Genomic DNA, 12,960 nt, shown 5'->3' with positions numbered 1-12,960 from the left:
ACGCTTTTCTTTGCAAAGGGAGGGCGAGATGGCGACACAAAAGCTCTATGCAGGCGTCAAACTGCGTGAGACGCGCACGCGGCTGGGCCTCACGCAAAAGGCGTTCGCGGAAAAGCTGGGCGTCAGCCTGCCGTATCTCAACCAGATGGAAAACAACAACCGCCCCGTCTCGACGGGTGTGGTGCTGGCCCTCGCGCAGGAATTCGGCTTCGACGTGGCCGAACTCTCGACGGGCGACGCCGAACGGCTGGTCACCGACATGCGCGAGGCGCTGGCCGACCCCGTGTTCGCCGATGCGGCCCCACCCATCGCGGACCTGCGCCTCGTGGCCTCGAACGCGCCCGCACTGGCCCGCGCGTTCCTCGAAATCCACCGTGCTTATCGGCAGGGGCACGAACGCCTCGCCTCGCTCGACGAAGCCCTCGGGCGCGAAGGCGGAACCGTGCAGGCGAGCCCGTGGGAAGAGGTCCGCGACTTCTTTCACTACTGCGACAACTACATCGACGCGGTCGACCGTGCGGCAGAGCATTTCGTCCGCGACGCCGCACCCGAAGCGGCGGCCGAGGCCTATCTCGCCCGGCGCGGCGTGTCGGTGGTGCTGTCGGACACCGACCGCATCCGCGGCTACGACGCCGCAGCCGGTGTGCTGACGCTCTCGGCGCTCGCCTCGCCCGCGACACGCCGCTTTCAACTCCTGCATCAGATCGCGCTCATCGCGCAGAACGACCTGCTGGAAGCGACGCTCGATTTCGCCCGGTTCCAGTCGGACGAGGCGCGCGCCATCGCCAAGATCGGCCTCGCCAATTATTTCGCCGGGGCCGCGCTGTTGCCCTATGCCCGGTTTCTCGAGGCCGCGCAGGCGACCCGCCATGACCTCGAACGGCTCGCCGATCTGTTCGGCGCATCCATCGAACAGGTGGCGCACCGCTTGTCCACGCTGCAACGACCCGGTGCCAAGGGCATCCCGTTCTTCTTCGTGCGCGTCGACCAGGCCGGGACGATCACCAAGCGCCACTCCGCCACCCGGCTGCAATTCGCGCGGTTCGGCGGGGCCTGCCCGCTGTGGAACGTGCACCGGGCGTTCGAGACGCCGGGGCGGTTCTTGCGCCAACTGGCCGAGACGCCCGATGGCGTCCGCTACATCTCGCTCGCGCGCGACGTGTCGAAGTCGGGCGGCAGTTTTCAGGCCCCGATCCGGCGCTATGCGATCAGCCTCGGGTGCGAGGTGAAACACGCCGGATCGCTCGTCTACGCCGACGATCTGGACGTGACCAACGCCACCGCCTTCGAACCGATCGGGATTTCCTGCCGCATCTGCGAACGGCCCGATTGCCACCAACGCTCGGTCCCGCCGCTGGAGCGAAAACTGCGCGTCGATCCGGATCTTCGCGGCACCCTGCCATACGAGATCGCGCGGTAAGGCGGCTTTACCCCCCGTCGCCCGCCCTCTAGTTTCGGGGCAACGAACAGGGAGCGACATCATGGAAATGTCTGGAAGCCGCACGATTGCGGCAGACCGCGAAACCGTCTGGACCCACCTCAACTCCGCCGAGACGCTCAAGGCCTGCATTCCGGGGTGCGAGGAGCTGACGGGAACGCCCGACGAAGGGTTTCAGGCCGTGGTGAAGCAGAAGGTCGGCCCGGTGAAGGCGACCTTCAAGGGCGAGGTGACGCTTGAGGACGTGAATGCGCCCGAAAGCTACCGGATCGTGGGCGAGGGCAAGGGCGGGGTCGCAGGCTTTGCAAAGGGCGGCGCGAACGTGACGCTGACCGAGGTCGAAGGCGGCACGGAGCTGAGTTACGAGGTCGACGCCAAGGTCGGCGGCAAGCTGGCCCAGCTTGGCAGCCGCATCGTCAACGGGTTCGCGAAGAAGATGGTCGACAGCTTCTTCGACCGCTTCAGCCAGATCGTCGAAGAGGGCAAGTCGCCCGACGAGGTCGAGGCCGAATGAAAAACCCCGGCACGGTGGCCGGGGTTCGTTCGTTCATCTACACCGATCCCGATCACGCGGGTGCGGTCAGCATCCGGTAAAGTTCGTCCTTCAGGCGCGAGCGTTCCTTGCGCATGTCCTCTTCCGCGAACTGATCGGTCGGCTCGACATTGGTCTCGGCGCGATGGATCGCGCGATTGATGTCATGATACGCGTCGTGAAGTTTCGCGAAATGCGGGTCCGAGGTCTTGAGCGCCGTGATCTTTTCGGCGTGCTCCGGGAATTCCTCGTGAAGTTCGTGCGGCGTATGGGCCATGTCTGTCTCCTGTCAGCGTGTGGACCGAGACTAGGCCGCTATGTGGTCACTCACTTTGACCCGGATCAAGTCAGTGAAAATTGTCGCCATAGTTCAGGATGAGCGGCACGACGACATCCTCTTCATCCGTCAGGTGCCGGTCGAGGAAGCTCTGGAAATCGCTCTGAACCCCATGAAGCTTGCCCGCCGGATCGCGCGCGTCCTCGCCGTTCTGAAGCGGGCGCAGCACCGCGTTCGTGGCATCCGCCAGCGCGTTCATGTGATGGGCGAGGGCGTGGTGATCGGCGTCCAGCACATCGAAGGCGCGGGCCACGCGGGCGTCCAGCGCGACCATCTGCGGGAAATAATGATGATCCTCGATATTGTGGTGCCCATGCAGCCCTTCGAGGAAAAAGCCGGTGTAACGCGAGGTCGCGGCGCCGAACCGCATCGGGTCTTCTTTCGCGTCCAGATACGCCTGCGTCAGGCCCAGAAGCTCTGTCTGGACCGAGCGGAACTTGCCGTGCATCTGAAGCCAGAAGGCGGTGAGGCCCGAGAAATTCGGGTGCCCCTGCCACATCTCGCGGGGGTAATCGTCAAGCAGCACCTTGAGCTCGGGCGGCAGCCCGTCGCGGGCGTCGAGGGACAGATCGTCGGTCATGTTCCCTAGCTAGGTCAGCGTTGCGCCGTTCGCCAGTCCGGATTGATCCAAGGCCCCCGGTTGTCGCGCGGAAGGGGTGTGCGCCCGAGCACATGATCGGCGGCCTTTTCGCCGACGAGGATCGAGGGCGCGTTGGTGTTGCCGTTGGTGATACGCGGAAAGATCGAACTGTCGGCCACGCGCAGCCCCTCGACCCCGATCACCCGGCACTCCGGGTCGACCACGGCGTTCGGGTCGTCCGCCGCCCCCATCCGCGCGGTGCCGCAGGGGTGATAGGCGCTTTCGGCATGTTCGCGCACGAAGGCGTCGATCTCGCCGTCCGTGTCGCCGCCGCCCGGCTGGATCTCGTGTTTGACGAACTCCTCCATCGCGGGCTGGCGGAAAATCTCGCGCGTGAGCCGCACGGCCCGGCGCCAGTCCTGCCAATCCTCGTCATGGCTCATGTAGTTGAAGGTGATCCTGGGCGGGTCCGCCGGATCGGCCGAGGCCAGCGTGACCGCGCCCCGCGACTTCGACCGCATCGGTCCCACATGCGCCTGAAACCCGTGGCCCTCGGCGGCGGCCTTGCCGTCGTAACGCACGGCGATGGGCAGGAAGTGGAACTGGATGTCAGGATATTCGACGCCCGCCTGCGACCGGATGAAGGCACAGCTTTCGAACTGGTTCGATGCGCCATGCCCCGTCCGGGTAAAGAGCCACTGCGCCCCGACCCAGGCTTTGCCCAAGAGGTTCCAGTAGCGATAAAGCGTGATCGGTTTCTTCGAGGCATATTGCATGTAGACCTCGAGATGGTCCTGAAGGTTCTGCCCCACGCCGGGCCGATTCGCCCGCACCTCGATCCCGTGATCGCGCAGGTGCGCACCCGGCCCGATCCCCGACAGCATGAGCAGCTTCGGCGTGTTGATCGACGATGCGGCGAGGATCACCTCGCGGGTGGCGCGAATGGTCTCGTCCGTGCGCCGACCGATCTCGACACCGACCGCGCGGCCCCCCTCGAACACCACCCGTTTGGCGAGGCCGTTGACCAGCGTCACGTCCCACTTTGCCATCGCTGGCTTGAGGTAAGCATTCGCCGCCGACCAGCGCCGCCCCTGCCAGACGGTCATGTCGAAGGCACCGAACCCCTCCTGCTGGTGGCCGTTGTAATCCTCCGTCACCGGATACCCGGCCTCACGCCCCGCCGCGACGAAGGCGTGAAACAGCGGGTTCCACTGCCGCGCCTGCTGGACGTGAAGCGGCCCCTGGGTGCCGCGCCAGTCGCTTTCACCCTTGCCGTGCCAATGCTCCATCCGCTGAAAATAGGGTAGCACATCGGCGTAGCCCCAGCCGGTCGCGCCGCTGTCGGCCCAATGGTCGTAATCCTTTGCGTGCCCGCGCACATAGACCATGCCGTTGACGGACGACGACCCACCGACCACCTTGCCGCGCGGCACCGCCATCCGCCGGTTGTTCAACTGCGGCTCCGGCTCGGACGAGAACCCCCAGTCGTAGCGCGGCATGTTCATCGGGTAGGACAGCGCCCCCGGCATCTGGATGAACGGCCCCGCGTCGGTGCCGCCATGTTCGATCACGATGACGGAATGCCCGGCCTCGCCCAGCCGATACGCCATGGCGCAGCCAGCCGATCCGGCACCGACGATCACATAGTCCGCTTGCATTTTTCAGGCCTTTCGATGCCTAGAACGGGGCTTCTACGTCGCCCATCCGCACATAAACCGACTTCACCTCGGAATAGTGGTTGATGGCTTCCTTGGAGTTTTCGCGCCCGACGCCCGAGGCTTTTACACCTCCGAAAGGTGCCTCCACCGGCGCGTCGTTATAGGTGTTGATGTAACAGGTGCCCGCCTCGAACCCGGCGGCCACGCGGTGCGCGCGGGCCAGATCGCGGGTGAACACGCCTGCCGCCAGCCCGTATTCCGTGGCGTTCGCGCGGGCCATGACCTCGTCCTCGTCCGTGAAATCGAGTACGCACATGACGGGGCCGAAAATCTCTTCGCGCGCGATGGTCATGTCGTCGGTGACATCGGCGAACACGGTGGGTTCCAGATACCAGCCACCCCGGTCCGCACGCTTGCCGCCCGCGACCAGCCGCGCCCCTTCTTCCACGCCCTTGGCGATGTAATTCATCGCGATGTTCATCTGACCTTCGCTGACCATCGGGCCGAAGTTCGTCGCCTCGTCCAGCGGATCGCCCATGACGGCGGTGCCGATCCGTTCAGCCAGCCGCGACAGGAACGCCTCCTTGATGTCTGTGTGGACGAAGACGCGCGTGCCGTTGGAGCAGATTTGTCCCGACGAATAGAAGTTGCCCAGAATGGCACCCGAGATGGCGTTCTCGATATCTGCATCCTCGAACACGATCATCGGGGACTTGCCACCAAGTTCCATCGTGACGTGCTTCATGCCCGCCGCGGCCGCCTGATACACCTTGCGCCCCGTCGGCACCGATCCGGTGAGCGAGACCTTGGCGACCCGGTCGTCACCCACCAGCGCCGCCCCGACCTCGCCCGCGCCGTTCACCACGTTGAACACGCCGTCGGGCAGGCCCGCCTCTTTCAGAATCTCCGCTACCTTGAGCGCGCAGAGTGGCGTCGTCTCGGACGGCTTGAACACCATCGTATTGCCGCAGGCGAGCGCGGGCGCGGCCTTCCAGCAGGCGATCTGGGTCGGATAGTTCCACGCGCCGATGCCGACGCAGACCCCAAGCGCCTCGCGCCGGGTGTAGACGAAATCGCCGCCCGGAAGCTGGATATGCTCGCCCGTCAGCGCCCCGGCCAGCCCGCCGAAATATTCCAGAGCGTCCGCGCCGGATGTCGCGTCGGCCACCAGCGTTTCCTGCAACGGCTTGCCGGTGTCGAGCGTCTCAAGCTCCGACAGCTCGCGGTTGCGTTCGCGGATCATATCGGCAGCCCGGCGCAGGATGCGCCCCCGTTCGGTCCCGCTCATCGCGGCCCATTCCGGCTGCGCGCGTTTGGCGGCGGCGATCGCCCGGTCGGCAAGGGCAGGGGTGGCGGCGTGGACGCGGGCGATTTCCTCGCCCGTCGCCGCATAGATCACCGGGATCGGCGTGCCGCTGTCGTCCTCGGCATAGGCCCCGTCGATGAAATGGCTGGCGGTCGGTTTCGGGTCGATCATGTCATTCTCCTCGCGGAAAGCGCTGGCTTTCCTCGACTTCGTTCAGGTCCATGTGGTTGCGCATGTAGCGTTCCGAGGCGCGTTGCAGCGGCTGGTAATCCCACGGGTAATAGCTGCCGTTGCGAAGCGCGTCGTAGACGACCCAGCGCCGGGCCTGGCTTGCGCGCACATCGGCGTCGAACCGCTCCAGATCCCATGCCGCATCCGCCATCTTGCGGAACTCGGCAAGGAACGGGTTGTCCGGCTCCGTCTCGGCAAGGTTCACCCGTTCCTGCGGGTCGGCCCCCAGATCGAAGAACTGATCCGGGTCGAGCGCGCAGCGGGTGTATTTCCAGCGGCCCTGCACGAGCGCCACGAGCGGCGCATAACTCGCCTCGGCGGCATATTCGATCTTCAACGGCGTCTCGCGCGCCTGATGATAGGCGACCGGGCACAGGCTTTGCCCATCGACCCACGGCAGAATGTCCGACAGGTCCAGCCCGGCCAACTCGCCCAGCGTCGGCGTCACGTCGAGCGTCGACACGGGCGTTTCCTCCAGCCGCGGCTCGAACTGGGGCGCGGCGATCATCAGCGGCACGCGGGAAGAGCCTTCGAAAAAGCTCATCTTGAACCAAAGCCCGCGCTCGCCCAGCATATCGCCGTGGTCCGAGACAAAGAGGATCGTCGCCTCCTGCCGCGTGGTCTCGAGCGCCTCGAGAATTTCCCCGATCTTGTCGTCGAGATAGCTGATGTTGGCGAAATAGGCGCGGCGCGACCGACGAATATCGTCGTCCGAAATGTCATAGCTGCGCCAGTCGTTCGCGTCGAAGATGCGCTGGGAATGGGGGTCGTGGTCCGCGTAATCCATCGCGGGCACCTCAGGCAGCAGATGCGCGCAGTCCTCGTAAAGATCCCAGTATTTCTTGCGCGCCACGTAAGGATCGTGCGGATGCGTGAAGCTGACGGTCAGGCACCACGGGCGGTCGTCCTTGGCGCGGGCGAGGTCATAGACCTTCATCTTGGCGAAATGCGCGACCTCGTCGTCGTATTCCATCTGGTTGGAAATCTCGGCGACGCCCGACCCCGTGACCGAGCCCATGTTGTGATACCACCAGTCGATCCGCTCACCGGGTTTGCGGTAATCCGGGGTCCAGCCGAAATCGGCGGGATAGATGTCGGTGGTCAGCCGTTCCTCGAAGCCGTGCAGCTGATCCGGGCCGACGAAGTGCATCTTGCCGGACAGCGCGGTGTAATAGCCCGCCCGCCGCAGATGGTGGGCATAGGTGGGGATGTCCGAGCGGAACTCGGCGGCGTTGTCATAGACGCCGTTCCGGCTGGGCAACTGCCCCGACATGAACGCCGCCCGCCCCGGCGCGCAGAGCGGCGAGGCGGTGTAGGCGTTCTTGAACCGGACCGAGCGCGCCGCAAGCCGTTTCAGGTTCGGGGCGTGAAGCCAGTCGGCAGGACCATCGGGAAACAGCGTTCCGTTCAACTGGTCCACCATCAGGATCAGGATGTTCGGTTTGGTCATCGGGCCTCCAACAGACGGTCGAGCACGTCGGTCACGCGGGCCACGGCGGACACGCCATCGGGCGGGGTGCCAAGCGCGTGGCGGATATAGACGCCGTCGATCAGCGCGGCGAGCGTTTCGGCAATGTCCGCCGCCCGGTCGCCTGCGAGGGGGCGCAGATCATGGATCAGGTTCGAGCGCAGACGCCCGTGATAGATCCGCAAAAGCCGCGCGCCGCCCGGATCGCCCTGCGCGTGGACGTAGAAGTTCAGCCACGCCGCGATCACCGCAGGCTCGAAATTCCCGGCTTCGAAGGACGCGCGGATGATCGCTTCAAGACGCGCACGCGGCGTGGTCGCCTGCGCCAGTTCCACGCGAACCCAATGGCCATAGGTCGTCAGGATGTGCTGCATCGCGGCCAGAAGGATGCGATCCTTGGACCCGAAGTAGTGATGGGCAAGGGCCGGGGACATGCCCGCGCGTTTGGCGATCTTGCTCACCGTCACGTCGAGCGAGCCCATCGCGCCGATTTCAGCAATCGTTGCTTTCACTAGCGCCTCTCGGCGAATAGGCTCCATTCCAACCTTTGGCATAACTCACCCTTGTAACGCGGGCGCCAAAGTGTTCTTCTTTGATTGACTCGTCAATCAATAAAAAACAGGGAGCTATAGAATGACCATCAAGACGACCCTTTCCGCGCTGGCGATCTGTGCCGCTGCGGCCCCGGCTTTCGCGCAATGCGACGAGGTCACGTTTTCGGACGTCGGCTGGACCGACATCACCGCGACCACGGCCGCGACGACCGTGATCCTCGATGCGCTGGGCTATGAAACCGACATCAAGGTGCTGTCCGTGCCGGTGACCTATACCTCCATGGCCGAAGGCGACATCGACATCTTCCTCGGCAACTGGATGCCCACGATGGAAGGCGACATCGCCCCCTATCGTGAGGCCGGCACGGTCGTGACCGTCCGCGAAAACCTCGAGGGCGCGAAATACACCCTTGCCGTGAACAGAGCCGCCATGGACCTCGGCATCGCCGACTTCGGTGACATCGCCAGCCAGCGCGAGGCGCTCGAAGGCAAGATCTACGGCATCGAACCGGGCAACGACGGCAACCGGCTTATCATGGACATGATCGAGGGCAACGCCTTCGACCTCGAAGGCTTCGAAGTGGTTGAAAGCTCGGAGCAGGGGATGCTGGCGCAGGTCGACCGGGCCACCAAGCGCGACGAACCCATCGTGTTCCTGGGGTGGGAGCCGCATCCGATGAACGCCAACTTCGAGATGGGTTACCTGACCGGCGGTGACGAATTCTTCGGCCCCGATCTGGGCGGTGCGACGGTCTATACCAACACCCGTGCCGGCTATGTCGAAGAATGCCCGAACGTAGGCGCGCTTCTCGGCAATCTCAAGTTCACCCTCGCCATGGAGAACGAGATCATGGGCGCGATCCTGAACGATGGCGAAGACCCGACCGATGCGGCCTCCGCCTGGCTTGCCGCGAACCCGGATGCCTGGAAGCCCTGGCTGGACGGTGTGACCACCAAGGACGGTGGCGATGCGGTCGAAGCCGTGTCCGCCGCGCTCAACTAAGACCGGACGGGCGGCGGGGGAACCTGCCGCCCTTTCCATATGCGCGCGATCCTCGTCTCACTGCTCCTGTCGTCACCTGCCATGGCGGCCTGTCCGACCAAGGCCGATCTGGCCGAGGGCGTGACGCTCGTGCGCGCCTCGCCCTTGTTCAAGGTGATGTATCGCGAAGAGGATGGCGTTCTGACCGAATACCGCCAGATGTCGCGGCTGGAGGGCGAAGTGCGTCGCGCCTCGACCTACGCCAACGCGCTTGCCGTCGAACAGCAGGAAAGCGCGAACGGCATTATCTCTTTCGACTACATGGCCGATATGGATGCCGCGTTGAAGGTCGACGAGACCGGGGATTTCGCCGCCATGTTCGGGCTGATCGTCGACGGAAAACGCTTCGGCACCGGTCACTATCGCCTGTTTTACGAGGGCGAGGGCCGGGTCAGGATCGGCGACTGCGTCTACGACACCTGGGTGCTGCGAAACGAGAACGCGATCGAAGGCATGGAGCCGATCCATTTCCTGTGGGACTACGCGCCCGATCTGGGCGTCGTCGTGCGCACGGAACAGGTCGATCCGCGTGGCCGCACGCTTTCGGTCGTCGAATACGACGGCGCCGTGGTGGGGGAGATCGAATGAAACGCATCACGACGCTCGCCCTGATCGTCGCCGCCGGTCCCGCGATGGCGACCTGTCCCACGCGGGCTGATCTGCGTCAGGGGATCGTGCTGGTTCAGAACGAACCGATCTTCATCCGCGCCGATATCGAATTGCGCCCGGATGGGTTCAACGAAGTGCGCCTCATCACCGATGCCGACGAGGTGAAATCGGTGGTCACCCTGACCTATGACCATGCGCTTGCACCCATGTCGGTGAACGAGGGCGGCGAGGTGCGGCTTCTGTCCTATACCGGCGACACCGGGGCGCTCGACGATCTCGCCCGTCTTGGCGATGTCTCGCTTTCGTTGACCGAGGTTTCGATGGGCGAGGAAACGACGCGCCCGCTGTTGTTCAACCATGTCGGCGATGGCACACGGGGCATCCTCGACTGCACCTATGACACCTGGACCATCCGGGTGATGGAAGCGAGCGCGAGCGGCGAGATCGACACCCGCGAGGTCGAATATGCGCCCGAGATCGGCGCGATTCTGTCCGAACGGCGGATCACGCCGGACGGGGACGAGACACTTTACGACTACACTTGGATCGGCACATCCGCCGACGTGGCACGATAGGGGGCACATGGACTGGCTCGAAGATACGAAAATCCCGGTCGGCAAGGTGGCGCGCGACGTCTTCGACTGGCTTCAGGACGTGGGCGGCCCGGTGTTCGACTGGATATCCGTCGCGGGCGAAACCATGATCGACGCGATCCTCTGGGTGCTGCAAACGCCGCCGCCCCTGTTGATCGTGGCCGTCTTCGCGGTGCTGACGTGGTTTCTGCAAAAGAACTGGAAGATCGTGGTCTTCGTCGTCCTCGGTTTCCTGTTCATCATGAATCAGGGGTATTGGGAGGAGACGACCGAAAGCCTCACCCTCGTCCTGTCGGCCTGCGTGGTCTGCATGGCGATCGGGGTGCCTATCGGCATCGCGGCGGCGCATCGGCCGAAACTCTACGCCGGGATGAGGCCCGTCTTGGACCTGATGCAGACGCTGCCGACCTTCGTCTACCTGATCCCGGCCATCGTGTTCTTCGGCATCGGCATGGTGCCGGGGCTCTTGGCCACCGTGATCTTCGTGCTCCCCGCGCCGATCCGGCTGACGCACCTCGGCATATCCTCGACCCCGATGGCGCTGAAAGAAGCCGCGCAGGCCTTTGGCGCGACGGGGCGGCAGCTTTTGTGGAAAGTCGAACTGCCCTACGCGCTGCCGCAGATCATGACGGGCCTCAACCAGACGATCATGCTGTCGCTGTCGATGGTGGTCATCGCGGCCCTCGTCGGTGCTGACGGGCTGGGCGTTCCGGTCGTGCGCGCGCTCAATCAGGTGAACACGGCGCTGGGGTTTGAAAGCGGCTTCGTCATCGTCGTCGTCGCCATCATCCTCGACCGCATGCTGAGGATCGAACGCAAATGACCAATGCCGTGGAATTCGACAACGTCTCGATCGTGTTCGGCGACCAGCCGGATCAGGCGCTTCCGCTCATGGACGAGGGGCAGGATCGCGCCGCCGTGCAGGAGGAAACCGGGCAGGTGCTGGGCGTGCACGACTGCAAACTCGACGTGGCCGAGGGCGAGATCCTCGTGCTCATGGGGCTGTCCGGCTCCGGCAAGTCCACGCTTTTGCGCGCCGTGAACGGGCTGAACCCGGTGGTGCGCGGTTCGGTGCGCGTGTCGGACGGCGGGCAGATGGTCGACGTCACCCATGCGGACGCGGCGACCTTGCGCCATATCCGGCTCAACAAGGTGTCGATGGTGTTCCAGCAGTTCGGGCTGCTCCCGTGGCGCACCGTGCGCGACAACGTCGGGCTGGGGCTGGAACTGGGTGGTCAATCGCGGGCCGAGCGCACGGCCAAGGTGGACGAACAGTTGGAAATCGTGGGGCTGACCGACTGGGCCGACCGGATGGTGGGCGAATTGTCGGGCGGGATGCAGCAGCGCGTGGGCCTTGCCCGCGCCTTTGCCACAGGCGCGCCGATCCTTTTGATGGACGAGCCCTATTCGGCCCTCGACCCCCTGATCCGCACCCGGCTTCAGGACGAGCTTCTCGATCTTCAGGAGCGGTTCAAATGCACGATCATCTTCGTCAGTCACGATCTGGACGAAGCGTTCAAGATCGGCGACCGCATCGCGATCATGGAGGGCGGGCGCATCGTTCAATGCGGCACCCCGCGTGAGATTTTCACGGCCCCCGCCAACGACTATGTTGCCGATTTCGTGGCCCATATGAACCCGCTCGGTGTGCTCACCGCCCGCGACGTGATGGAGCCGGGCGAGGGCGAAGGACAGATCGACGCCGCCACCAAGGTGGGCGAGGTGATGGAACGTCTGGGGCAGGGCGGCCCGCTCTCGGTGGTCGAGGATGGCGCCGTGCTGGGCCGCGTTTCGCAATCCAGCGTCCTCGCCCGACTGGTCGATCCGCGCGGGCGCTAGGCACACGGGAAGGTGGGCTTTCATCCGGCGGGGAATCGGTTACGGTTTCCCGACGAGCAGTTCCGAGGTCCGTCGTGCGCAAAACACTTCTGTTTACTCTTGCCGCAACGGTCCTGGCCTCCGGCTGCGCGCGCACCCTGACCCCGAACGAGACCGTTTTCGCCAAGAACCTTTTCGGCGACACGCTGGAGATCGAGGGGATCGAGGTGCTGGCGGGCGCAGGCGTTCTGCCGCTGCCGCGCGATTATCCGGCGCTGCGCGACCCGTCCGAACCGGTCGAGGCGGCCCCGCCGCCGCGCAAGGCGCCCGATGACCTTTGCGTGCGCAAGCCCTCACCGCGCCGCTACTGGGATTGGCCCGCCGCCTTCGTCCTCGACGACAACATCTATTTCTCCTACCGCTGGTATCCCGAAGATGCCTTCGCGGGCCTGCCCGACAGCGCGCTTTACCCGGTCGCACCGATCATGGCGCATGAGCTTGTCCATGTCTGGCAATGGCAGAACCGCGCGCGCACGAACTACTCGCCGCTGGTGTCGGCAGGCGAAAGCATCGAGTCGAAAGACCCGTATTTCTGGGTGCCGGAAGCGGGGCGCGAGTTTCTGACCTACGGATATGAACAGCAGGCCGCGATGGTCGAGGATTTCGTCTGTTACGTCCTCTTCGATCCCAAGGATGCCAAGGTCGATGAATTGGCTGACATCCTGCGCCCGATCCTGCCCGTCGACACTTTCATCGCCGCCTACGCGCGCTAGGTCGTTTTCGCACCGCAAAGC

General features: G+C 64.7%; 14 protein-coding genes. 8 read left to right on the top strand and 6 right to left on the bottom strand.

What is annotated here, in order from left to right; all coding sequences use genetic code 11:
• Positions 1–28 precede the first annotated feature (28 nt).
• Together RB2654_RS08915 and RB2654_RS08910 are read left to right on the top strand one after the other, a co-directional pair.
• Positions 29–1,420 (top strand): helix-turn-helix domain-containing protein, encoded by a 1,392-nt coding sequence (locus RB2654_RS08915; RefSeq protein WP_008330604.1) that lies wholly within the window; start codon positions 29–31, stop codon positions 1,418–1,420.
• A gap of 61 nt (positions 1,421–1,481) precedes the next feature.
• Positions 1,482–1,952 carry an SRPBCC family protein gene (locus tag RB2654_RS08910; RefSeq protein WP_008330603.1) on the top strand — a complete coding sequence of 157 codons (471 nt, stop codon included), beginning with the start codon at positions 1,482–1,484 and terminating at the stop codon, positions 1,950–1,952.
• Between the two features lie 52 nt (positions 1,953–2,004).
• Here RB2654_RS08910 and RB2654_RS08905 read toward each other — a convergent pair whose 3' ends face one another.
• From RB2654_RS08905 to betI, 6 genes are all read right to left on the bottom strand, one after another.
• On the bottom strand, positions 2,005–2,247 hold the full coding sequence (locus RB2654_RS08905; protein WP_008330602.1) for an HP1242/YdcH family protein: 243 nt from the start codon (positions 2,245–2,247) through the stop codon (positions 2,005–2,007).
• A 70-nt stretch (positions 2,248–2,317) separates the two neighbouring features.
• Positions 2,318–2,887, bottom strand: a complete 570-nt coding sequence (locus RB2654_RS08900; RefSeq protein ID WP_008330600.1) for a hemerythrin domain-containing protein — start codon at positions 2,885–2,887, stop codon at positions 2,318–2,320.
• Between the two features lie 14 nt (positions 2,888–2,901).
• Positions 2,902–4,545, bottom strand: a complete 1,644-nt coding sequence (betA, locus tag RB2654_RS08895; RefSeq protein WP_008330599.1) for a choline dehydrogenase — start codon at positions 4,543–4,545, stop codon at positions 2,902–2,904.
• A 19-nt stretch (positions 4,546–4,564) separates the two neighbouring features.
• On the bottom strand, positions 4,565–6,022 hold the full coding sequence (gene betB, locus RB2654_RS08890; protein WP_008330597.1) for a betaine-aldehyde dehydrogenase: 1,458 nt from the start codon (positions 6,020–6,022) through the stop codon (positions 4,565–4,567).
• Position 6,023: 1 nt separating this feature from the next.
• The gene (gene betC, locus RB2654_RS08885) at positions 6,024–7,532 is read right to left on the bottom strand and encodes a choline-sulfatase (RefSeq protein ID WP_008330595.1); all 1,509 of its coding nucleotides are present in this window, start codon (positions 7,530–7,532) and stop codon (positions 6,024–6,026) included.
• Positions 7,529–8,104 carry a choline-binding transcriptional repressor BetI gene (gene betI / locus RB2654_RS08880; protein WP_083783363.1) on the bottom strand — a complete coding sequence of 192 codons (576 nt, stop codon included), beginning with the start codon at positions 8,102–8,104 and terminating at the stop codon, positions 7,529–7,531. The genes betC and betI overlap by 4 nt, the downstream gene beginning before the upstream one ends.
• Before the next feature lie 79 nt (positions 8,105–8,183).
• Between betI and choX the strand changes: the two genes are divergently transcribed.
• The 6 genes from choX to RB2654_RS22360 all read left to right on the top strand — a co-directional run bounded on the left by choX (position 8,184) and on the right by RB2654_RS22360 (position 12,939).
• A complete protein-coding gene (choX, locus tag RB2654_RS08875; protein ID WP_008330591.1) occupies positions 8,184–9,107 on the top strand; it encodes a choline ABC transporter substrate-binding protein in 924 nt (307 codons plus the stop codon).
• Between the two features lie 39 nt (positions 9,108–9,146).
• On the top strand, positions 9,147–9,734 hold the full coding sequence (locus RB2654_RS08870; RefSeq protein ID WP_008330589.1) for a hypothetical protein: 588 nt from the start codon (positions 9,147–9,149) through the stop codon (positions 9,732–9,734).
• Positions 9,731–10,330, top strand: a complete 600-nt coding sequence (locus RB2654_RS08865) for a hypothetical protein (RefSeq protein WP_008330588.1) — start codon at positions 9,731–9,733, stop codon at positions 10,328–10,330. The genes RB2654_RS08870 and RB2654_RS08865 overlap by 4 nt, the downstream gene beginning before the upstream one ends.
• A 7-nt stretch (positions 10,331–10,337) precedes the next feature.
• Complete coding sequence (gene choW, locus RB2654_RS08860; protein ID WP_008330587.1) at positions 10,338–11,171, top strand: choline ABC transporter permease subunit; 834 nt, start codon at positions 10,338–10,340, stop codon at positions 11,169–11,171.
• Positions 11,168–12,187, top strand: coding sequence for a choline ABC transporter ATP-binding protein (gene choV / locus RB2654_RS08855; protein ID WP_008330586.1), 1,020 nt, complete (start codon positions 11,168–11,170; stop codon positions 12,185–12,187). Before choW ends, choV begins: the two co-directional genes overlap by 4 nt.
• Positions 12,188–12,261: 74 nt before the next feature.
• Positions 12,262–12,939: a hypothetical protein gene (locus RB2654_RS22360; protein ID WP_008330585.1), complete on the top strand. Its 678-nt coding sequence runs from the start codon at positions 12,262–12,264 to the stop codon at positions 12,937–12,939.
• The last annotated feature ends 21 nt before the right edge of the window (positions 12,940–12,960 follow it).

It is taken from the genome of Maritimibacter alkaliphilus HTCC2654 (genome assembly GCF_000152805.1).
In the GTDB taxonomy this organism is placed as follows: domain Bacteria; phylum Pseudomonadota; class Alphaproteobacteria; order Rhodobacterales; family Rhodobacteraceae; genus Maritimibacter; species Maritimibacter alkaliphilus.
The sequence above is the reverse complement of the archived record's forward strand: the minus strand, read 5'-3'. Positions and strand labels throughout refer to the sequence as shown.

Bases quoted from the DNA above. Each gene is read 5' to 3' on its own strand.
- RB2654_RS08915 (WP_008330604.1), top strand. From the start codon at position 29: ATGGCGACACAAAAGCTCTATGCAGGCGTCAAACTGCGTGAGACGCGC.
- RB2654_RS08910 (WP_008330603.1), top strand. From the start codon at position 1,482: ATGGAAATGTCTGGAAGCCGCACGATTGCGGCAGACCGCGAAACCGTC.
- RB2654_RS08905 (WP_008330602.1), bottom strand. From the start codon at position 2,247: ATGGCCCATACGCCGCACGAACTTCACGAGGAATTCCCGGAGCACGCC.
- RB2654_RS08900 (WP_008330600.1), bottom strand. From the start codon at position 2,887: ATGACCGACGATCTGTCCCTCGACGCCCGCGACGGGCTGCCGCCCGAG.
- betA (WP_008330599.1), bottom strand. From the start codon at position 4,545: ATGCAAGCGGACTATGTGATCGTCGGTGCCGGATCGGCTGGCTGCGCC.
- betB (WP_008330597.1), bottom strand. From the start codon at position 6,022: ATGATCGACCCGAAACCGACCGCCAGCCATTTCATCGACGGGGCCTAT.
- betC (WP_008330595.1), bottom strand. From the start codon at position 7,532: ATGACCAAACCGAACATCCTGATCCTGATGGTGGACCAGTTGAACGGA.
- betI (WP_083783363.1), bottom strand. From the start codon at position 8,104: ATGCCAAAGGTTGGAATGGAGCCTATTCGCCGAGAGGCGCTAGTGAAA.
- choX (WP_008330591.1), top strand. From the start codon at position 8,184: ATGACCATCAAGACGACCCTTTCCGCGCTGGCGATCTGTGCCGCTGCG.
- RB2654_RS08870 (WP_008330589.1), top strand. From the start codon at position 9,147: ATGCGCGCGATCCTCGTCTCACTGCTCCTGTCGTCACCTGCCATGGCG.
- RB2654_RS08865 (WP_008330588.1), top strand. From the start codon at position 9,731: ATGAAACGCATCACGACGCTCGCCCTGATCGTCGCCGCCGGTCCCGCG.
- choW (WP_008330587.1), top strand. From the start codon at position 10,338: ATGGACTGGCTCGAAGATACGAAAATCCCGGTCGGCAAGGTGGCGCGC.
- choV (WP_008330586.1), top strand. From the start codon at position 11,168: ATGACCAATGCCGTGGAATTCGACAACGTCTCGATCGTGTTCGGCGAC.